Annotated in this window: 16 protein-coding genes; all 16 read right to left on the minus strand. The window is 68.9% G+C overall.

Going from position 1 to position 19,469, the window contains the following annotated elements; all coding sequences use genetic code 11:
* Positions 1 to 4 precede the first annotated feature (4 nt).
* Positions 5 to 835, minus strand: a complete 831-nt coding sequence (locus AC5WRL_RS04545) for a carbohydrate ABC transporter permease (protein ID WP_496086966.1) — start codon at positions 833 to 835, stop codon at positions 5 to 7.
* Positions 832 to 1,815, minus strand: a complete 984-nt coding sequence (locus AC5WRL_RS04550) for a carbohydrate ABC transporter permease (protein WP_496086967.1) — start codon at positions 1,813 to 1,815, stop codon at positions 832 to 834. Before AC5WRL_RS04550 ends, AC5WRL_RS04545 begins: the two co-directional genes overlap by 4 nt.
* Positions 1,805 to 3,136 carry an extracellular solute-binding protein gene (locus AC5WRL_RS04555; RefSeq protein ID WP_496086968.1) on the minus strand — a complete coding sequence of 444 codons (1,332 nt, stop codon included), beginning with the start codon at positions 3,134 to 3,136 and terminating at the stop codon, positions 1,805 to 1,807. The genes AC5WRL_RS04550 and AC5WRL_RS04555 overlap by 11 nt, the downstream gene beginning before the upstream one ends.
* Positions 3,137 to 3,519: 383 nt before the next feature.
* On the minus strand, positions 3,520 to 4,983 hold the full coding sequence (locus AC5WRL_RS04560) for a glutamate synthase subunit beta (protein WP_496086969.1): 1,464 nt from the start codon (positions 4,981 to 4,983) through the stop codon (positions 3,520 to 3,522).
* Positions 4,976 to 9,547, minus strand: a complete 4,572-nt coding sequence (gltB, locus tag AC5WRL_RS04565) for a glutamate synthase large subunit (protein WP_496086970.1) — start codon at positions 9,545 to 9,547, stop codon at positions 4,976 to 4,978. Before gltB ends, AC5WRL_RS04560 begins: the two co-directional genes overlap by 8 nt.
* Before the next feature lie 303 nt (positions 9,548 to 9,850).
* Positions 9,851 to 10,552, minus strand: a complete 702-nt coding sequence (locus AC5WRL_RS04570; protein WP_496086971.1) for a VIT1/CCC1 transporter family protein — start codon at positions 10,550 to 10,552, stop codon at positions 9,851 to 9,853.
* The gene (lgt, locus tag AC5WRL_RS04575; RefSeq protein ID WP_496086972.1) at positions 10,549 to 11,505 is read right to left on the minus strand and encodes a prolipoprotein diacylglyceryl transferase; all 957 of its coding nucleotides are present in this window, start codon (positions 11,503 to 11,505) and stop codon (positions 10,549 to 10,551) included. The genes AC5WRL_RS04570 and lgt overlap by 4 nt, the downstream gene beginning before the upstream one ends.
* Before the next feature lie 132 nt (positions 11,506 to 11,637).
* Positions 11,638 to 12,123 (minus strand): hypothetical protein, encoded by a 486-nt coding sequence (locus tag AC5WRL_RS04580; RefSeq protein ID WP_496086973.1) that lies wholly within the window; start codon positions 12,121 to 12,123, stop codon positions 11,638 to 11,640.
* 21 nt (positions 12,124 to 12,144) lie between these two features.
* Positions 12,145 to 12,366 carry a hypothetical protein gene (locus AC5WRL_RS04585; RefSeq protein WP_496086974.1) on the minus strand — a complete coding sequence of 74 codons (222 nt, stop codon included), beginning with the start codon at positions 12,364 to 12,366 and terminating at the stop codon, positions 12,145 to 12,147.
* A 295-nt stretch (positions 12,367 to 12,661) separates the two neighbouring features.
* Positions 12,662 to 13,270, minus strand: coding sequence for an SMI1/KNR4 family protein (locus AC5WRL_RS04590; RefSeq protein WP_496086975.1), 609 nt, complete (start codon positions 13,268 to 13,270; stop codon positions 12,662 to 12,664).
* A gap of 19 nt (positions 13,271 to 13,289) precedes the next feature.
* Positions 13,290 to 13,784: a DNA/RNA non-specific endonuclease gene (locus AC5WRL_RS04595; protein ID WP_496086976.1), complete on the minus strand. Its 495-nt coding sequence runs from the start codon at positions 13,782 to 13,784 to the stop codon at positions 13,290 to 13,292.
* A gap of 35 nt (positions 13,785 to 13,819) precedes the next feature.
* Entirely contained in the window at positions 13,820 to 15,133 is a 1,314-nt protein-coding gene (locus AC5WRL_RS04600) for an RHS repeat domain-containing protein (protein WP_496086977.1), read from the minus strand.
* A 146-nt stretch (positions 15,134 to 15,279) separates the two neighbouring features.
* Positions 15,280 to 15,984, minus strand: coding sequence for a DsbA family protein (locus AC5WRL_RS04605; RefSeq protein WP_496087516.1), 705 nt, complete (start codon positions 15,982 to 15,984; stop codon positions 15,280 to 15,282).
* An 81-nt stretch (positions 15,985 to 16,065) separates the two neighbouring features.
* Positions 16,066 to 17,259, minus strand: coding sequence for a DUF1266 domain-containing protein (locus tag AC5WRL_RS04610; protein WP_496086978.1), 1,194 nt, complete (start codon positions 17,257 to 17,259; stop codon positions 16,066 to 16,068).
* Positions 17,260 to 17,337: 78 nt separating this feature from the next.
* The gene (gene trpA / locus AC5WRL_RS04615) at positions 17,338 to 18,156 is read right to left on the minus strand and encodes a tryptophan synthase subunit alpha (RefSeq protein ID WP_496086979.1); all 819 of its coding nucleotides are present in this window, start codon (positions 18,154 to 18,156) and stop codon (positions 17,338 to 17,340) included.
* Complete coding sequence (gene trpB, locus AC5WRL_RS04620; RefSeq protein WP_496086980.1) at positions 18,153 to 19,397, minus strand: tryptophan synthase subunit beta; 1,245 nt, start codon at positions 19,395 to 19,397, stop codon at positions 18,153 to 18,155. The genes trpA and trpB overlap by 4 nt, the downstream gene beginning before the upstream one ends.
* Positions 19,398 to 19,469 lie beyond the last annotated feature (72 nt).

The raw sequence follows: 19,469 nt of genomic DNA on the forward strand, positions 1-19,469 counted from the left end.
GCCCCTACCCCTTGATGGCGCCGGCGGCGAGGCCGCCGGCGAGCCGTCGCTGTACCACCACGAAGAAGATGAGTACGGGCACGGTGATGAGGGTGGAGCCGGCCATGACGGCGCCCCAGTCGGTGCTGTACTGGCCGAAGAACCGGTGCAGTCCGACGGCCGCGGTGTATTTGCTGTCGTCCTGCATGAAGGTGAAGGCGAAGATGAACTCGTTCCAGGCCACGATGAAGGCGAAGATGCTGGTGGCGACCAGGCCGGGTGCCACCAGGGGCAGCAGCACGGAGCGGAACATCCGCCACCAGCCGCAGCCGTCCAGGTAGGCGGCCTCCTCGATCTCCTTGGGCACGGCGGCGACGAAGCCGCGCAGGGTCCAGATGCCGAACGGCAGGGAGAAGGCGAGGTAGACAACGGTGAGCCCGAGCAGGCTGTTGAGCATGTTGAGGTCGCTCATCTGGAGGAAGAGCGGGATGACCAGGGCCTCCAGCGGCACCATCTGGACCACGAGGATCATCACCAGCACCTTGGTGCGCATCCGGAACCGGAAGCGGGCGACGGCGACGGCGGCGAACAGGGACAGCAGTCCGGACAGCAGCACCGTACCGGCGCCGACGATGGCGGAGTTGGTGAGGAAGGTGGTGAAGTCCCCGGTGTCCAGGACGTATCGGAAGTGGTCGAGGGTGAAGCCGGAGGGCAGGACGGAGGCGCCTCGGGTCTTCGCGCCGGGGTCGAAGGCGGAGCTGACCATCCAGTAGACGGGGAAGAGGGAGAAGGCGAGCAGCGCGGCGACGGCGGCGCCCCGTCCGATGCGGGGCCAGGTGCGGCGGCTGGTCTTCACAGTTCGTCCCTCTCCTTGAACAGGGCCCTGATGTAGACGACGGTGATGCCGAGCAGCAGCAGGGTCAGCAGGACGGCGATGGCCGAGCCCATGCCGTACTGGTTCTTGACGAAGGACTGGTGGTACGACCAGACCCCGAGGTTGAAGATGTCGGGGTTGGAGCCCGAGCCGCCCGGCATGAGATAGATCTGGGCGAAGACTTTGAAGTCCCAGATGGTCGACAGGATGGTGACGACCATGAAGACGGGTTTGATGGTCGGCACGGTGATCTTCCAGAATCGCTGCCAGGCGTTGGCGCCGTCCATGAGGGCGGCTTCGGGCAGCTCTTTGGGGATGGTGAGCAGCCCGGCGAACACGGTGATGGCGACGAACGGGAAGCCGTGGTGGACGACGTTGAGGGTGGCGATGGCGTAGAAGGACCAGCGGTCGGTGAACCAGTTGGTCTCGCGGGGTTCGATCAGTCCGAGGGCGTCGAGGCCGCCGCTGACGACGCCGTTGAGCGGGTCGAAGATCCAGATCCACACGTAGGTGCCGGTGACGGCGGGCATGGCCCAGGCCATCATGATGACGGTGGAGCAGATCACCCGCCATACGGTGCCCAGGCGTTGCAGGAGCAGCGCGACGAGGGTGCCGATGATGACGGTGAGGGCGACGCAGACGACGGCGAAGACGACGGTGTTGGGCAGCACCGTGGTCCACAGTGCGGCGTCGCTGAGCAGGGTGCGGTAGTTGTCCAGGCCGGTGTAGTTGGTTTCACCGGTGTAGATCTGTCGCAGGCCGTAGTCCTGGAAGGACAGCATGAGGACGCGGACCAGCGGCCACAGCAGGAGGACGGCGAGGACGGCGAGGGCGGGCGCGAGCAGCAGCCAGGGGCGCAGGGCGCGGGCCCGTTCCGCGCGGCGCCGGGCGGCGTCCTGGTCGGGACGCCGGTTCCGGTCACGGTTCCGGTGCCGCGCGGGATCGGTGCGTTCAGTTGCCAAAGGTCTCGTCCATCGCCGCTGCCGCCCGGTCGGCGGCGTCCTGGACGGAGGCGGAGCCGGAGAGGATGGACTGGAGCATCTGCGGGATGACCTGGGCGCCCTGGACCTGGCCGTACAGCTCGGTCACCGGCACGCTGGCGCCGGCTTCGAGCATCTGGGTGGCGAACGGGGCGACCAGCGGGCCGGCTTCGCCCGCGACGCCTTCGAGGAGGGACTGCTGGCCGGGGAAGAACCCGGATTCTTCGGCCCACTTGGCGCCGTACTCGCCGGTGGACATGAGCTTGATGAGTTCCCAGGCGAGTTCGGGTTCGTCGCTGTTGAAGTCGCCGAGCAGCGAGCCGCCGACGAAGGAGGGGCTGTAACTGCCGGGCTGCTGGCCGGGGATGGGGACGATACCGAGTCGGTCTGCCCAGGTGGGGTCGTCCTCAAGGAGGGTGTTGACGGTCCAGTTGCCGTTGATGACCATGGCGGCCTGGCCGGTCTGAAAGCTCTGGAGCTGGTCGGTCTCCAGCCAGGTCTCGGCGGCGGCGACGGACAGGCCGTGTTCGGTGGCGAGCGAGGTGTAGAACTCGATGCCGGCCACCGCCTCCGGGGAGTTGATGGTGGATGCCCACCGGCCGCTGTCGTCGGCCTCGGCTATCTGGCCGCCGGCACCCCAGATGAAGGGGTCCACGGTGTACTCGGTGCCGCCGATCACCGGGAAGGGGATCATGTCGGGCTCCAGTTCCTTCAGCTGGAGTGCGACGTCGAGGAGTTCGTCCCAGGTGGTGGGGGGCGCGAGATCGTGCTCGGCGAAGATGTCGGCGCGGTACATCAGGGAGCGGGTGCCGGCGTGCCAGGGCATGCCGTATGTGACGCCGTCGATGGTGCCGGCCTGGTGGAGGGCGGGGACGAGGTCGCCGGTGAGGCCGTCGGCCTCGATGTCGGCGGCGAGGTCGCGCAGGGCGCCGACGGCGCCGAACTCCAGGGCCCAGGTGGTGCCGATCTCGGCGACGTCGGGGAGTTCCCGGCCGGCCATGGCGGTGGTGATCCGGTCGTGGGCGTCGGCCCACTGGATGAACTGGACGTTGAGGGAGGCGCCGGTCTGCTCCTTGAAGGCGGCTTCCAGTTCCTCGAAGTAGGGCCCGGCGTCGGGGTTGGTGCCTTCCATGATCCAGACGTCGAGGGTCTTGCCCGCGTTGTCGTCCGGGTCCGAGGAGGACGGGGAAGAGTCGCCGCCGCAGCCGGCCGTGAGCAGGCCGAGGGAGAGCACTGCCGCGCCGGCGAGGAGTCGGCGGGCGGGCGTGCCGGGGGTGCCGGGGGTGCCGGGAATGTGCGGCATGGTCAGTCCCCTCCTGAAGGTATGTAGATCATCCAGCCGGACTGAGCGTTGATTGTGACAGCGGTGTGTTCACCCGATCCAGGTCCTGACATCACGGAACGGCACCGTTTGTGGCCTGGACCACTGGAGGTCGGTCAGGTGGTGCGGACAGGTACGTACTGCTCCATCGGTGTGGTCCGACCGCACCGTGGCAACGTCGGCCCGCCCGCCCCTGCCCCGCCCCGTACCCCGTCCCCGGGCACCTCCCGTACCCGTGTCCGGACATGCCTCGGCGCCTGCCCTCACTCGGTCGGGGAGAGGCAGGCGCCGTGGCCACTTTCCGTACGACGTTGTACGGAAGCCGGTGGTGACCCGGGTCGTGGACTCGGGTCAGAGGATCCGGGTCAGACCGTCAGGGAGCGGTCGGTCGGCCGGATCGGGTAGGGCAGCGCGCTGGGCAGGCCCGTCAGATAGCGGTCCACGCCACGGGCCGCCGCGCGGCCCTCGGCGATGGCCCACACGATGAGCGACTGGCCGCGCCCGGCGTCGCCGGCCACGAACACGCCGTCCACATTGGTGGCGTAGTCCGCGTCCCGCCCGATGTTGCCGCGCGCGTCCAGCTCGACGCCGAACTGCCGTACCAGGCCGTTCTCCTGGTCGGTCCCGGTGAAGCCCATCGCCAGCGTGACCAGCTGGGCCGGGATCTTCCGCTCGGTGCCGGGCTTCTGGGTGAGCTTGCCGTCGATGAACTCGACCTCGACCAGGTGCAGCCACTGCACATTGCCGTCCGCGTCGCCCTCGAAGTGGGTGGTGGACACGGAGTAGACCCGCTCGCCGCCCTCCTCGTGCGCGGAGGTGACCTTGTACGTCATGGGGAACGTCGGCCACGGCTGGTGCCCGGGGCGGTTCTCGCTCGGCCGGGGCATGATCTCCAGCTGGGTGACGGAGGCCGCGCCCTGCCGGTGGGCGGTGCCCACACAGTCGGCGCCGGTGTCGCCGCCGCCGATGACGACCACATGCTTGCCCTCGGCGCTGATCGGCGAGGTGATGAAGTCGCCTTCCTGCACCTTGTTGGAGAGCGGCAGGTACTCCATCGCCTGGTGTACGCCGTTGAGTTCGCGTCCGGGCACCGGGAGGTCGCGGGCGGTCGTGGCGCCGGCCGCGATGACGACGGCGTCGTACCGCTTGCGCAGCTTGGTCGCGTCCATGTCGCGGCCGATCTCGACACCGGTACGGAACTTGGTGCCCTCCGCGCGCATCTGCTCGATGCGCCGGTTGATGTGCCGCTTCTCCATCTTGAACTCGGGGATGCCGTAGCGCAGCAGCCCGCCGATGCGGTCGGCGCGCTCGTACACCGCGACCGTGTGCCCGGCCCGGGTGAGCTGCTGGGCGGCGGCGAGCCCGGCCGGACCCGACCCGATGACGGCGACGGTCTTGCCGGAGTGGCGCTGCGGCGGCTGCGGGGTGACGTCACCGGCGGCCCACGCCTTGTCGATGATGGTGACTTCGACGTTCTTGATGGTGACGGCGGGCTGGTTGATGCCGAGCACGCACGCCGACTCGCACGGCGCGGGGCACAGCCGGCCGGTGAACTCGGGGAAGTTGTTGGTGGCGTGCAGTCGTTCGCTGGCCGCCGCCCAGTCCTCCCGGTAGGCGTAGTCGTTCCACTCGGGGATCAGGTTCCCCAGCGGACAGCCGTTGTGACAGAACGGGATGCCGCAGTCCATGCACCGGCCGGCCTGCTTGCTGATGATGGGCAGCAGCGAGCCGGGGACGTAGACCTCGTTCCAGTCCTTGACGCGTTCGGCGGCGGGCCGGGAGGTGGCGGTCTCGCGGCCGGTGGTGAGGAAGCCCTTCGGGTCAGCCATGGGTCGCCGCCTCCATCATCTTCTCGTGGGTCTCGGACTCGCTGAGTCCGGCGAGCTCGGCGGCGTCCTTGGCGGCGAGCACGGCCTTGTACGTGGTGGGCATGATCTTGCTGAAGCGGGTGACGGCCGTGTCCCAGTCCTTCAGCAGCTTGCCTGCGACGGTGGAGCCGGTCTCCTCTGCGTGCCGGCGCACCACTTCGTGCAGCCATTCGCGGTCGTTCTCGCCGAGGGTCGTCTCGATGGCGACCATGCCGGGGTTGACGTTGTTCTCGTCGAGGTCGATGACGTAGGCGATGCCGCCGGACATGCCGGCCGCGAAGTTGCGTCCGGTCTCGCCGAGGACGACGGCGTGGCCGCCGGTCATGTACTCGCAGCCGTGGTCGCCGACGCCTTCGGCGATGACGGTGGCGCCGGAGTTGCGGACGCAGAAGCGTTCGCCGACCCGGCCGCGCAGGAACAGTTCGCCGCCGGTGGCGCCGTAGGCGAGGGTGTTGCCGGCGATGGTGGAGTACTCGGGCAGGTGCTCGGCGCCCCGGTCGGGTCGTACGATCAGCCGCCCGCCCGAGAGGCCCTTGCCGACGTAGTCGTTGGCGTCGCCTTCGAGCCGCAGGGTGATGCCGCGCGGGACGAAGGCGCCGAAGGACTGGCCGGCCGAGCCGGTGAAGGTGATGTCGATGGTGTCCTGGGGCAGTCCGGCGCCGCCGAACCGCTTGGTCACCTCGTGGCCGAGCATGGTGCCGACGGTGCGGTTGATGTTGCGGATGGCGACCTGGGCGCGCACCGGCCGGGCATCCTCGGCGGTCTCCGCCGCCAGGGCATCCGCGGACAGCCGGATCAGCTCGTTGTCCAGGGCCTTCTCCAGGCCGTGGTCCTGGTCGACGGTACGGTGCAGCGGCGCGCCGTCCGGCAGCTGCGGTACGTACAGCAGTGGCTCCAGGTCCAGCCCCGCCGCCTTCCAGTGGTCGACGGCGCGGGTCACGTCCAGCAGCTCGGCGTGGCCGACGGCCTCCTCCAGAGTGCGGAAGCCCAGCTCGGCCAGCAGCTCGCGCACCTCCTCCGCGATGAACTCGAAGAAGTTGACGACGAACTCGGGCTTGCCGCTGAAGCGTTCGCGCAGCACCGGGTTCTGGGTGGCGATGCCGACCGGGCAGGTGTCCAGGTGACAGACCCGCATCATCACGCAGCCGGAGACGACCAGCGGGGCGGTGGCGAAGCCGTACTCCTCGGCGCCGAGCAGCGCGGCGACCAGGACGTCGCGGCCGGTCTTGAGCTGGCCGTCGGTCTGGACGACGATCCGGTCGCGCAGCCCGTTGAGCAGCAGCGTCTGCTGGGTTTCGGCCAGGCCCAGCTCCCAGGGGCCGCCCGCGTGCTTGAGCGAGGTGAGCGGGGAAGCCCCCGTACCACCGTCATGCCCCGAGATCAGCACCACATCGGCGTGCGCCTTGGACACACCGGCCGCGACCGTACCGACCCCGACCTCGGACACCAGCTTCACGTGGATGCGGGCGGCCGGGTTGGCGTTCTTCAGGTCGTGGATCAGCTGGGCGAGATCCTCGATGGAGTAGATGTCGTGGTGCGGCGGCGGCGAGATGAGGCCGACGCCGGGGGTGGCGTGCCGGGTCTTGGCGACCCACGGGTACACCTTGTGTCCGGGCAGCTGGCCGCCCTCGCCGGGCTTGGCGCCCTGGGCCATCTTGATCTGGATGTCGTCGGAGTGCACCAGGTATGCGCTGGTGACGCCGAACCGGCCGGAGGCGACCTGCTTGATGGCGCTGCGCCGGGTGGGGTCGGTGAGCCGCTCGGGGTCCTCGCCGCCCTCGCCGGTGTTGGACTTGGCGCCGAGGCGGTTCATGGCGATGGCGAGGTTCTCGTGGGCCTCCTGGGAGATGGAGCCGTAGCTCATCGCGCCGGTGGAGAACCGCTTGACGATCTCGCTGACCGGCTCGACCTCGTCCAGGGGTACGGGGGTGCGCTCGCCGTCCTTGAGCCGGAACAGTCCGCGCAGCGTCATCAGCCGCTCGGCCTGCTCGTTCACCCGCTCGGTGTACTGCTTGAAGATGTCGTAGCGGCGCTCGCGGGTGGCGTGCTGGAGCCGGAAGACGGTGTCGGGGTCGAACAGGTGCGGCTCGCCCTCGCGGCGCCACTGGTACTCGCCGCCGATCTCCAGGTCGCGGTGGGCGGGGGCGATGCCGGAGGCGGGGTACGCCTTGGCGTGCCGGGCGGCGACCTCGTCGGCGATGACGTCGAGCCCGGCGCCGCCGATCTTGGTGGTGGTGCCGTGGAAGTAGGTGTCGACGAAGGACTCGTCCAGGCCGATCGCCTCGAAGACCTGCGCGCCCCGGTAGGAGGCGACGGTGGAGATGCCCATCTTGGACATGACCTTCAGGACGCCCTTGCCGAGCGCCTTGATGAGGTTCTTGATGGCGGTCTCGGGCTCGATGCCGGGGAGGTAGGTGCCACGGGCGACGAGGTCCTCGACCGATTCCATGGCGAGGTAGGGGTTGACGGCGGCGGCCCCGTACCCGATGAGCAGGGCGACGTGGTGCACCTCGCGTACGTCGCCGGCCTCGATGAGCAGCCCGACCTGGGTGCGCTGCTTGGTACGGATGAGGTGGTGGTGGACGGCCGAGGTGAGCAGCAGGGAGGGGATGGGGGCGTGCTCGGCGTCGGAGTGCCGGTCGGAGAGCACGATGAGGCGGGCGCCGTCGGCGATGGCGGCGTCGGTCTCGGCGCGGATCTCGGCGAGCCGGTCGGCGAGCGCGGTGCCGCCGCCGCTGACCCGGTAGAGGCCGGAGAGGGTGGCGGAGCCGAAGCCGGGGAGGTCGCCGTCGGCGTTGATGTGGATGAGCTTGGCCAGCTCGTCGTTGTCGATGACCGGGAAGGGGAGGTTCACGGTGCGACAGGAGGCGGCCGAGGGTGCCAGCAGGTTGTGCTGGGGGCCCAGCGAGGAGTGCAGGGAGGTGACCAGTTCCTCGCGGATGGCGTCCAGCGGGGGGTTGGTGACCTGGGCGAACAGCTGGGTGAAGTAGTCGAAGATCAGCCGCGGCCGGTTGGAGAGCGCGGCGATGGGGGTGTCCGTGCCCATGGAGCCGATGGGCTCGGCGCCGCTGCCGGCCATGGGGGTGAGCAGGACGCGCAGCTCTTCCTCGGTGTAGCCGAAAGTCTGCTGGCGGCGGGTGACGGAGGCGTGGGTGTGGACGACGTGCTCGCGCTCGGGCAGGTCGGCGAGGCCGATGAGGCCGGCGTCGAGCCATTCGGCGTAGGGGTGCTCGGCGGCGAGGGTCGCCTTGATCTCGTCGTCCTCGATGATGCGGTGCTCGGCGGTGTCGACGAGGAACATCCGGCCGGGCTGGAGCCGCCCCTTGCGTACGACGGTGGCGGGGTCGATGTCGAGAACCCCGACCTCGGAGGACAGGACGACGAACCCGTCGTCGGTGACCCAGTACCGTCCCGGGCGCAGGCCGTTGCGGTCGAGTACGGCGCCGACCTGCGTGCCGTCGGTGAAGGCGACGCAGGCGGGGCCGTCCCAGGGCTCCATGAGGGTGGAGTGGAACTGGTAGAAGGCGCGCCGGGCGGGGTCCATGGACTCGTGGTTCTCCCACGCCTCGGGGACCATCATCAGCACCGAGTGCGGGAGGGACCGGCCGCCGAGGTGGAGCAGCTCCAGGACCTCGTCGAAGGAGGTGGAGTCGGAGGCGTCCGGGGTGCAGACGGGGAAGATGCGTTCCAGGGCGTCGCGGTCGCCGATGCGGTCGCCGAAGAGCGGGGAGGCCAGCTGGGACTCGCGGGCGCGCATCCAGTTGCGGTTGCCGCGGACGGTGTTGATCTCACCGTTGTGGGCGACGAACCGGTACGGGTGGGCGAGCGGCCAGCTGGGGAAGGTGTTGGTGGAGAAGCGGGAGTGGACCAGGGCGATGGCCGATGCCAGGCGACGGTCTGAAAGATCAGGAAAAAACGGCTCAAGCTGTCCGGTGGTGAGCATCCCTTTGTAGACGAGGGTGCGGGCGGAGAGCGAGGCGAAGTAGACGCCGGCCTCGCGCTCGGCGCGCTTGCGCAGCACGAAGGCGAGCCGTTCGAGTTCGATGCCTGTCCGGCCGCCGTCCACATCCTGGACAAAGAGCTGGCGGAAGGCGGGCATGGCCTCGCGGGCGGCGGCGCCGAGCAGCTGGGGGGCGACGGGGACCTCGCGCCAGCCGAGGACGGTGAGCCCTTCCGCGGCGGCGATGGCCTCGATGGCGGCGACGGCGGTGGCCTGCTCGTCGGTGTCGACGGGAAGGAAACCGGTCCCGACGGCGTAGGAGCCGGCCTCGGGGAGACCAAAAGGAACGTTATCCCGCAAAAATGCGTCGGGGATCTGGAGGAGGATCCCCGCGCCGTCCCCGGTGTCCGGGTCCGAGCCGGTGGCGCCGCGGTGCTCCAGATTCCGCAGCACGGTCAGCGCCTGATCGACCAGCTCGTGGCTGGCCTCGCCCGTCAGGGTGGCGACAAAGCCGACGCCACAGGCGTCGTGTTCATTGCCCGGGTCATACATACCCTGCTTCACCGGGTGGGACGCAGAACGCATCGGCTCTCCCGTCGTCTCTTGGTAGGTGTTGGTACCGAGGGACGACGCTGGCCCTGGCTGGCTTAAATTTTCGTGCAGGTTACACGATGACGAGGTTCCCGAGAAGTGGATACCTCTGTCCACGATGCGGACTTCGCTCTGCCGGGCCACGCCGGGGAATTGGCGGATATGTCACTGCTGCTGGACTTGCATGCTCATGCCCGCAGGACACGAGCTGAAACCCTCCGGAAACAAAGCTCACCCATGAGCACGCCGCTGAGTACATAGCGTGCACGGACATCCGGTATATTCCCGGCGATCAGCTCAACCGATCGCGGTACTCAAAAGCGATCCGATCCCGTACGTCAGCGCCGCCGCCCCGGCCCCCAGCAGCAGCTGGCGCAGCCCGCTGTACCACCAGGAACGGGCCGTCACCCGCGACACGACGGCACCGCACAGAAACAGCCCGGCCAGCGCCAGCAGGGCGCCCGGCCAGAACGCCGTACCGCCCAGCAGATAGGGCAGCACCGGCAGCAGGGCGCCCAGCGCGAACGAACCGAACGAGGAGACCGCCGCGACCAGCGGCGACGCCAGATCGGCCGGGCCCACGCCCAGCTCCTCCCGGCTGTGGATCTCCAGCGCCTGGTCCGGATCCCGGGACAGCTGCCGGGCGACCTCGCGGGCCAGCTCCGGCTCCACCCCGCGCCGTACATAGACCTCGGTCAGCTCGGCCAGCTCATCGACGGGATTGCGGGCCAGCTCGCGCCGCTCGACGTCGATCTCGGCGAGCGCCAGCTCGCGCTGCGAGGCGACCGAGGTGTACTCCCCGGCCGCCATGGAGAACGCGCCGGCGGCCAGGCCCGCCATGCCGGCGATGGCGATGGTGTGGGAGGACGCCGAGGACCCGACGACACCGCTGATCAGCCCGAGATTGGAGACCAGCCCGTCCATGGCCCCGAAGACCGTGGGACGCAGCCAGCCCCCGCTCACATCGCGGTGCCGGTGATGGGCCTCGGCGGACGTCATGACGCGGAAGCGGCTCCGGCCTTGTCGGTCCCGTCCCCCGGCTCACCGTCGCCGCTGTCCTTGGCGGCAGCCGACTCACCCTCGGCCTTGTCCTCGGCCTTGTCCTCGGCGGGGGCTTCCGCCTCCTGCTGCTGCTCCTCGGCAGCCTGCGGCTCGATGTTCTCCTCGCGGCCGGGCCGCCGCTTGGCGGAGAGCACCAGGTAGGTCACAGCGCCGAGGAAGACCACGACGGCGGTCCAGTTGTTCAGCCGCAGCCCCAGCACCTCATGGGCCTCGTCGATCCGCAGATACTCGGTCCAGAACCGGCCGACGGTGTACGCGGCCACATAGAGCGCGAACGCCCGGCCGTGTCCGAGCGTGAACCGCCGGTCCGCCCAGATCACCAGCACACCCACGCCCACGCACCACAGCGACTCGTACAGGAAGGTGGGGTGGAAGGTGCCGACGTCGATGCCGTTGTCGATCTTCAGAGCCCAGGGCAGATCGGTGGGCTTCCCGTACAGCTCCTGGTTGAACCAGTTGCCCCACCGGCCGATCGCCTGCGCGAACGCGATCCCCGGCGCCACCGCGTCGGCGAACACCGGCAGCGCGATCCCGCGCCGCCGGCACGCGATCCAGGCGCCGACCGCGCCACCGGCGATGGCACCCCAGATGCCGATACCGCCGTCCCAGATCTTGAACGCGTTCACCCAGTCGCGGCCCTCACCGAAGTACAGCTGATAGTCGGTGATCACGTGATACAGCCGGGCACCGACCAGACCGAAGGGCACCGCCCACACGGCGATGTCGGCGACGGTCCCGGGCTGCCCTCCCCGGGCGACCCAGCGCTTCCCGCCGAGCCAGATGGCGACGAAGACACCGATGATGATGCACAGGGCATAGCCACGCAGGGGCAGCGGCCCGAGATGGACCTCACTGGTGCCTGGGCTGGGAATAGAGGCAAGGATCTCCATGGTGCCCCCGACGCTACCGCGCCGGACCCCCGGCCGGGAATCCACGCCCGGGATTCCCGACCGAGATCACACTGAGCGCACACTCAGATGCGTGACGTCACGCCCCATCCTTCGGGGATGTCACCACTTCTGTCATAGGGATCCGTTTCGGGGCCACTGGGCGAGGAGGCGCGCAGCTGGGAGTCGAACATCGGGCTGAGATAGCCGTCGACGCGGGTGCAGTCGTGGTTCCCCAGGTAGGCCATCCATTCGGTGAGCCACAGCGTCTCCCAACACCTTCGCCCACTCGGGATCGAACCGGCTGAAGACCATCGTGGGATCGTTCTCCACGGTGGGCTCCGCCAGAGCGCTCTCCAGGTCGCCGGGCACGCCGGACAGCGGGTCGAGAAGCGCGAGCGCGTCGGCCGGCACCGCCCCGGCGAGCACGTCGGGGTCGAGGTCGGTGCCGATCAGAAACTCCCGCGCCAGCTCAAGACTCCCGGCGACCGCCTCGGCGGACATCCCCCCGACCGCCCCGGCCTCGGGCACCTCGATCCCCTCGACCCCGTCCCCCCACCCCTTCCACCAAGCGGGCCCGGTCCGCCACCCCTCGGGCTCCCACTTCTGCCCCTCACCCATCCCCACCACACGCACCCTTCCTCACCTGAGCGGCTTCCGCGTCCCACTCAGCAATTCCCGAAGCCGATCCACATCGGCATCTTCCACGGCAAATCTCTTGGGAATCACCAGCACACCGCAGAACGGCCGTCGCGAAGCAAAGACCACAAAGGAGCGCCGGGCCTCCCGGGAAAAGGGAAACATCTCCACCGCGAAGCGGATCACCACATCCCGCTCCGCGACCTCGATCTCGCCCTCTCCCACCCTGATCAGGAGCCGGCCCTTACGTCTGTTCTGTCACGCCCGAGAACCACAACTGCCCCCGGGACACATCCTTTCCACTGAGCACGGCACCACCGGAGATGGCAACGTACGCCATGAGATCCGGCTCAGGGGAATCGGCATGCGCGAACCCAATAATCCACCCAAAGCCGCCACGGTGGCCACCATCAGGGCATAAAAGGCCCCCCGGATCCCCGCTGCCCAACGCCGGGACCTCAGCGAATCGACCAGATCGGCATAGGTGACGATCCCAGTCAATTCCAGGAGATTGCTGCGACTATCCAAACATTCCAAAGTACGGATCCGCCTCTCCTGTCCACGGATCGATTCCTTCAGCACGGGCACGCTCCTCCTCGGCCCTGCTCAAGAACCTTGGAAAGCGATTCCCCCAAAGGCTCCCTTCGCTCAAAGGATTCTCGTCAAATTTCCGGAGGAAAGAGGCGACTAGAAATTCTGTCATCCCGCACTTGTACACACTCCAAGCAGGATATTTCTGTCTCCCAAATATCACAACCGGCCAGCGATTAGGGTCTTTATCGGAAGAGTCCCAGCAGAGGAGATCAGCGCTGGAATCTACCCCCCATGCAATCAAGGAACTTTCCACGACTCCGCCCGGCCGATCCCCACCACCAGACATCAGCCACGTGTGCCGAGCGGTCGCGCTTTCATCCTCCATGATGTTCCCCTGCCCAGAAGGAAACACCGACATGGGGGAGTAAATGCTCAAGAAGTCTTCGAAAGCCCCCTCTCCATATGCGCCCATGAACTGAACATAATCATCCGGAAACCCGGTTTTCCAGATTCGCTCGACTTCACCCCAGTTCGTATCCACGCCCTGGAAATGGTGGCCGTCGACATTTCTCATGTAATCGCTGATATTGATCATATGACATCCATTGTCGACCTCAAGGCATCGACCCAACCGGGACCGCCTGCCCGCTCCTTGGGTCGGTCACCAGCCCCATGTTCTTCCAGGAACCGTTCCCGCTACGCACAATATTAGGGACAAGGGAATTTATCTGAATCCCACCCCTTCCGTCTTCATGGAATCCGGTCGCAGTGATTCCAATAGCCACAGGAACCGTCCTGTCGCCAATATAGTAGGGCGCAACGGAATAATGCACAACTCGATCGTCCCGCAAGGCATCCCTCACTCGATTTTCGAACGTCAGCATGTTTCTTCTGATTCCATCATCGCCGCCCTTGATCGCGTTTGCCACCCGGGTGCAGGTTACAAGATTCTCCAGATCTGTTCCTGATCCATCCAGCTGCTTTCCGAGAAGATGGCAGTTATTGATGTTATCTCGCGGAAGAATCTTCAGGAACCATGCATAATTAACGGCCCATTGACAACCGGGAGGACGGGGTGATTTTTCGACATCGGATTTCAGGGGTCGCATCCGGTCCGACCCTTCCTCCCGAGATATCTTCCGAACTACCTGGCGTGAACGGTGCGCCTGACAAGGAGTTGAGGAACCCCGACAGGGTGATAATGAGATCCCAGCCCTTCGCCAGGACCCAGATTCCCGCGCTGGGGTCCCAGTGGGGACTGGCCGGGGTTTGCGCAGGAGCAGACGGCGGGTTGGGGCCGCAGTTGGGATTCGCCGGGGGTGGCGGAGGCTTGGGTCGAGTGGCGGTTGACCCTCTGCCTGCTGTATCCACCCCACGGAAGCTCCCGCCGCCACCGCCACCGCCGCCCGCGCCCCTGGGGCCACCTGCAACCGGAAGGGAGACTCCGGGACCACTCCTCGGGCTCCGCTGCCACAGTGCGTTCCACATGAATCTGGCCTCGGCAGCCGCTGCCGCAGCCGAGGCCGCACTGGCCTGGGCCACGGCCTGGGCCCTGATGCTGTTCGCCAGTGATGAGTGCGGGTGCGGATCCGTATCCCTCCGCGACGCACGCATCCCAGAAACAGTGGCCGCTGAGGTCCGTGCCGTTCAGGGGGGAGGCGTTGATGTAGGCGTAGGAGTTGATGTTGCCCGAGGGGGTTGGGGGGAGGGTCCAGGTGTCGCGGGAGGAGAAGGTGCCGGTGCCGGGTTGGTGCCAGCGGGCGGCCATGTTGACGTCGCCGCTGTCGGGGTCGGTCCAGCCGGACTGGTAGCCGACCGAGGGCTGCACCAGCCGGCCGAGGCCGTCGTACGTACGGTTCCGTTCCACCCCGCCGGGGAGCAACTGCCGCACGTCCTGACCCGCAGCGTCGTAGAGGGTGGTCCAGGTGCGGTCCGAGGCGTCCGGATGGGACTCGGTGACGGGCTCGGTCACCGATTCCGGCAGGCCCCACGGGGTGTAGGTGTAGTGGGTGGAATTGCCCCGCCCGTCCGTGGTCCGGGGGCGGTGTCTCGCCGCGTCGTAGCCGAAGCTGGTGGTGATGGCGCTGTTCTCGGCCACCGGCTCCGACTGTTCGATCAGCCGCCCCAGGGCGTCATGACGGTAGGTGGTCGTGACGCCGGTCGCGCTGGTGACCGTCCGTTGGTTGCCCTCGGCGTCATAGGTGGCCGAGGTGCTGCGCAGGATCGTTTCTCCGGTGCCGTACTCCTCCGTGCGCACCACCAGCCCCAGCGCGTTGTACGCCGTCGCCCCGCGCCGCCCGGTCGCGTCTACGGTCCCGGTCCGGCGGCCGAACGCGTCATAGCGGAAGGTGTCGCTCTCCCCCGCCCGATTGGTCACCGCCAGCACGTCACCTGCGGTGGTGCAGTCGGCCCGGACGGTGTGCCCGGCGGCCGAGCGCGGCGCACAGAAGCCCCCCACGGGAAACGTACAGCCGTGGGGGACGGACTGTGGTCTTCACGATCTCTTCGCAAGGGGGTCACGGCGGACAGGCTCGCGCCGTCAGAGGAAAGATCGTCTCATGTGCGGTTATAGCCCGCGGGTTGAGACCGGATGGTGATCGACTTCTAGGAACCGCCCGCCAGTTGGTTGACGCGGTCGCGGAGGGTGTCGGGGGTCAGGGGTTCGGAGGGGTTGCCGTAGATGTTGTCGCCGTTGAGGAGGATGGTGGGGGTGGCGTTGTAGCCGGAGCTCATGAAGTCGGCGTTGCTGCGGCTCACCCAGTCGTCGTGGGTGCCGTCGTTCACACAGGTGCGGAACTGGTCGTTGTCCAGGCCGTCGACCTTGCCGGCCAGGTCGATCAGATGGTTCTTGGCCGCGAACGCGTCGTCCGACTCCGCCGGTTGGTTCTCGAAGAGCACATCGTGGTACGCCGGGAACTTCCCCTGGTCGTTGGCGCACTGGGCGGCGTTCGCCGCGTTCTTCGAGCCGTCGCCGCGGATGTTGCCGTCGATGATCGTGACCAGGTGGTACTCCGCCTTGAGCTTCCCGGCGTCCGTCAGCTCGTGGATCACGTCCCGGAAGCCGTTCTCGAACTGCCCGCACGCCGGGCAGCGGAAGTCCTCGTACACGGTCAGCGTGGCCGGCGCCGACGCGACGCCCACCGTGATCGGCTCCGCCGGCGGGCCGTCGTTGCCGCCGCCGCTGCCCGAGTTGGCCGCCAGCACCCCCACGACGGCGGCCACGGCGAGGATCCCGGCCGCCGCCCCGCCGACCTTCAGCGTGCGCATCCGCCGCTCGGCGGCCTTCTCGCGCTCGCGCTCCTCCCGCATCCGATCGCGGGCCCTGCCTTTTCCGTCACGGTTCTTCTGGCTCACGCCTGAGCCAACGAACCACCCGCCCGCAGGACACGGTCAGCCGTCGACCGTCTCCCAGGGCACCGTCAGCCACGGACTCTCCGGCTCCGTACTGAGGATGCGGTGCACCTCCAGCATCTCCCGGTACCAGTCGCCGAACTTCTCGTCGTCGAAGTGCAGACAGCGCCCCAGGATGTACCCGGCCGCGAACTCCGGCCACGAGCGGTACACCTGCCGCGCCGCCGCACCCGCCCGCAACAGGGCCGTCTGTGCCTCGTGCGTGTCGCAGTAGCGCGCCCCCAGCCCGTCCCGCGCCATGAACGACGCCCGCCCGAAGTCCCAGGCCAGCACGGATCGTACGGAGGCGTCCGCCGCCAGAATGCCGTCCGCCCGGAACCGCGCCTCGTACCGCAGGATGCGCCCGATCAGCTCCTGCGCCAGCGTGATGTCCGCGTCCAGGTCGAACTTCGGCGGCCGGCCCGTCTTGTCGACCACCTCGGCGGTACGCGCCAGCAGCACCCGCTCGGCCGTCTCCCGCCACTTCACCGCGCCCGGCGCCGTCCCGTACTCCTGGATCAGCGCCTGCCGCACCCGCAGACAGAACTCCCAGGCCGGCGGCGACATCTCGCCGCGCAGCAGCCCCTCCGACGCCTCCAGCCAGCCCTCCCGCCCGGTGATCCCCCACCAGGTCTTCAGCAGGTCACGGGTTTCGGAGTAGCCGCCGTTCTGCCAGCCCAGCTGGTTCCACAGCGTGCCGTTGTTGACGAGCAGCAGCGCCCCGCAGGCCATGCCGTGCGCCATGGCGTCGGTACGCGGCCCGGTCCACAGCGTTTTCAGCCGCGGCTCCTGGCGGGCCCGCTTGGCGTGCCGCTTCCACTGCCGCGGATCGGCCGGTACGAACGTCTCCACCGGCGTCCCCGGGTTCACCGCAAGCCAGCGCACCGTCTTGGGCCATGCCTTGGCCAGCGGCCCCAGGTTGCCGCGCTCGAAGACCTGCCCGCCGGCCGGCGGCGGCAGCATCCCGCGGGTGAAGACGGCCACGCACAGCCCGTCCACCTGCGGATCGCGGAACGGCGCGAAGCGGAACCCGCCGGGCACCGCGTCCACCACCTCCCGCGACATCGGAAAGAACAGATCGGTGCCGGCCAGCACATCGAAGAACGCCGGCCAGTCGCCGTTCATCCCGGCCGCGTACAGGCCCGCCTCCACCGTGGTCGGCGGCTGCCAAGGCCCCTGTGGTGTGGCCCCCATACTCCCCATGGGCCCAGACCCTATCGGGCCCGGCCGTCCCCGCGCCGTGCGGTACGGGGCGGCCGGGCCCGCCGGGAATCAGCCCGCGCGCCGTACCCCGGCGGCCAGTTGCCCGGCCAGCGCGCGCACCGCGTCCAGACCGGCCGGCTCGTCGCCCTCGTGGGCCAGCAGCGCCTTCACGAACGCCGTGCCGACGATCACCCCGTCCGCGAACGAGGCGACCTCGGCCGCCTGCGCGGCGTTGGACACGCCGAGCCCCACGCACACCGGCAGTTCGGTGGTGGCACGGGTGCGGCGCACCAGCCCGGCCGCCTCCTGCCCCACCGACTCCCGGGTGCCGGTGACCCCCATCAGCGAGGCCGCGTACACGAAGCCGCTGCCCGCCGCCGTGATGGTGGCCAGCCTGGCGTCCCTGCTGCTGGGCGCGACCACGAACACGGTGGCCAGGCCGTGTTGCTGGGCCGCCTTGCGCCACCCCTCCGACTCCTCCACCGGCAGGTCGGGAAGGATGCAGCCCGCCCCGCCGGCCGCCGCCAGCTCCGCGGCGAACCGCTCGACGCCGTACCGGTCCACCGGGTTCCAGTACGTCATGCACAGCACCGGCGCCCCGGTGGCCTCGTACACCTCGCGGACCGTACGCAGCACGCCCTCGATCCGGACCCCGCCGCGCAGCGCGATGTCGTCGGCGGTCTGGATGACCGGGCCGTCCAGGACCGGGTCGCTGTGCGGCAGCCCGATCTCGATGACGTCGCAGCCGCCCTCCACCATGGCGATCGCGGCGCGGATGCCGCCGTCGACGGTGGGGAAGCCGGCCGGCAGGTAGCCGATCAGCGCGGCCCGGTCGGCGGTACGGGCGGTGGCCAGGGTGGTGCTGAGCAGGTCCAGATTGCCCGTCATGCCGTTGCTCCCTCGGTGTCGTCGTAGAGCCCGAAGTAGCGGGCGGCGGTGTCCATGTCCTTGTCGCCCCGGCCGGAGAGATTGACCAGGATCAGGCCCTCGGGGCCCAGCTCGCGCCCCAGGTCGAGGGCGCCGGCGAGCGCGTGGGCGCTCTCGATGGCCGGGATGATGCCCTCGGTACGGGACAGCAGCCGCAGGGCGCGCATCGCCTGGTCGTCGGTGATGGGACGGTACTCGCCGCGTCCGCTGTCCTTGAGGTACGCGTGCTCGGGGCCGATGCCCGGGTAGTCCAGGCCGGCGGAGATCGAGTACGGCTCGGTGATCTGCCCCTCGTCGTCCTGGAGGACGTACGAGCGGGAGCCGTGCAGGATGCCGGGCTCGCCGGCGGTCAGGGTCGCGGCGTGCTCGCCGGACTCGACGCCGTGCCCGGCGGCCTCCAGGCCGACCAGCCGGACGCCGGCGTCCGGGATGAACGCGTGGAACAGCCCGATGGCGTTGGAGCCGCCGCCCACGCAGGCGGCCAGGGCGTCCGGGAGCCGCCCCGTACGTTCCAGGATCTGCCGGCGGGCCTCGACCCCGATGACGCGGTGGAAGTCGCGCACCAGGGCGGGGAAGGGGTGCGGGCCGGCGACGGTGCCGAAGAGGTAGTGGGTGGAGTCGACGTTGGCGACCCAGTCGCGGAACGCCTCGTTGATGGCGTCCTTGAGGGTGCGGCTGCCGGAGCGCACCGGGATCACCTCGGCGCCCAGGATGCGCATCCGGGCGACGTTGAGCGCCTGGCGCTCGGTGTCGATCTCGCCCATGTAGATGGTGCAGTCGAGGCCGAACAGCGCGCAGGCGGTGGCGGTGGCCACCCCGTGCTGGCCGGCGCCGGTCTCGGCGATGACCCGGGTCTTGCCCATCCGGCGGGTGAGCAGGGCCTGCCCCAGCACGTTGTTGATCTTGTGCGAGCCGGTGTGGTTGAGGTCCTCGCGCTTGAGGAAGATCCGGGCTCCGCCGGCGTGCTCGGCGAACCGGGGCACCTCGGTCAGCGGCGAGGGGCGGCCGGTGTAGTCCACCAGCAGGTCGTTCAGCTCGGTGGCGAAGGCGGGGTCGGCCTTGGCCTTCTCGTACTCGGCGGCCACCTCCTCCACGGCGGCGCGCAGCGCCTCGGGGATAAAAGTGCCGCCGAAGGCCCCGAAGTACCCCCCGGCGTCGGGGACCGCCCCTTGCGGGTCGGGATGGAAGTACGCGTCGGACATGTGTGAGCCCTCCGGGTGTGGATGGATCGTTGGATCGATGGATCGACGAACAGACGAAGAGACGGACGAACC

The organism is Streptomyces sp. NTD107, assembly GCF_059510435.1.

Coding starts and splice junctions, on each gene's coding strand:
- AC5WRL_RS04555 (WP_496086968.1), bottom strand. CDS start 3,136: ATGCCGCACATTCCCGGCACCCCCGGCACCCCCGGCACGCCCGCCCGC.
- AC5WRL_RS04560 (WP_496086969.1), bottom strand. CDS start 4,983: ATGGCTGACCCGAAGGGCTTCCTCACCACCGGCCGCGAGACCGCCACC.
- gltB (WP_496086970.1), bottom strand. CDS start 9,547: ATGCGTTCTGCGTCCCACCCGGTGAAGCAGGGTATGTATGACCCGGGC.
- AC5WRL_RS04570 (WP_496086971.1), bottom strand. CDS start 10,552: ATGACGTCCGCCGAGGCCCATCACCGGCACCGCGATGTGAGCGGGGGC.
- lgt (WP_496086972.1), bottom strand. CDS start 11,505: ATGGAGATCCTTGCCTCTATTCCCAGCCCAGGCACCAGTGAGGTCCAT.
- AC5WRL_RS04580 (WP_496086973.1), bottom strand. CDS start 12,123: ATGGGTGAGGGGCAGAAGTGGGAGCCCGAGGGGTGGCGGACCGGGCCC.
- AC5WRL_RS04590 (WP_496086975.1), bottom strand. CDS start 13,270: ATGATCAATATCAGCGATTACATGAGAAATGTCGACGGCCACCATTTC.
- AC5WRL_RS04595 (WP_496086976.1), bottom strand. CDS start 13,784: ATGCGACCCCTGAAATCCGATGTCGAAAAATCACCCCGTCCTCCCGGT.
- AC5WRL_RS04605 (WP_496087516.1), bottom strand. CDS start 15,984: ATGCGGGAGGAGCGCGAGCGCGAGAAGGCCGCCGAGCGGCGGATGCGC.
- AC5WRL_RS04610 (WP_496086978.1), bottom strand. CDS start 17,259: ATGGGGGCCACACCACAGGGGCCTTGGCAGCCGCCGACCACGGTGGAG.
- trpA (WP_496086979.1), bottom strand. CDS start 18,156: ATGACGGGCAATCTGGACCTGCTCAGCACCACCCTGGCCACCGCCCGT.
- trpB (WP_496086980.1), bottom strand. CDS start 19,397: ATGTCCGACGCGTACTTCCATCCCGACCCGCAAGGGGCGGTCCCCGAC.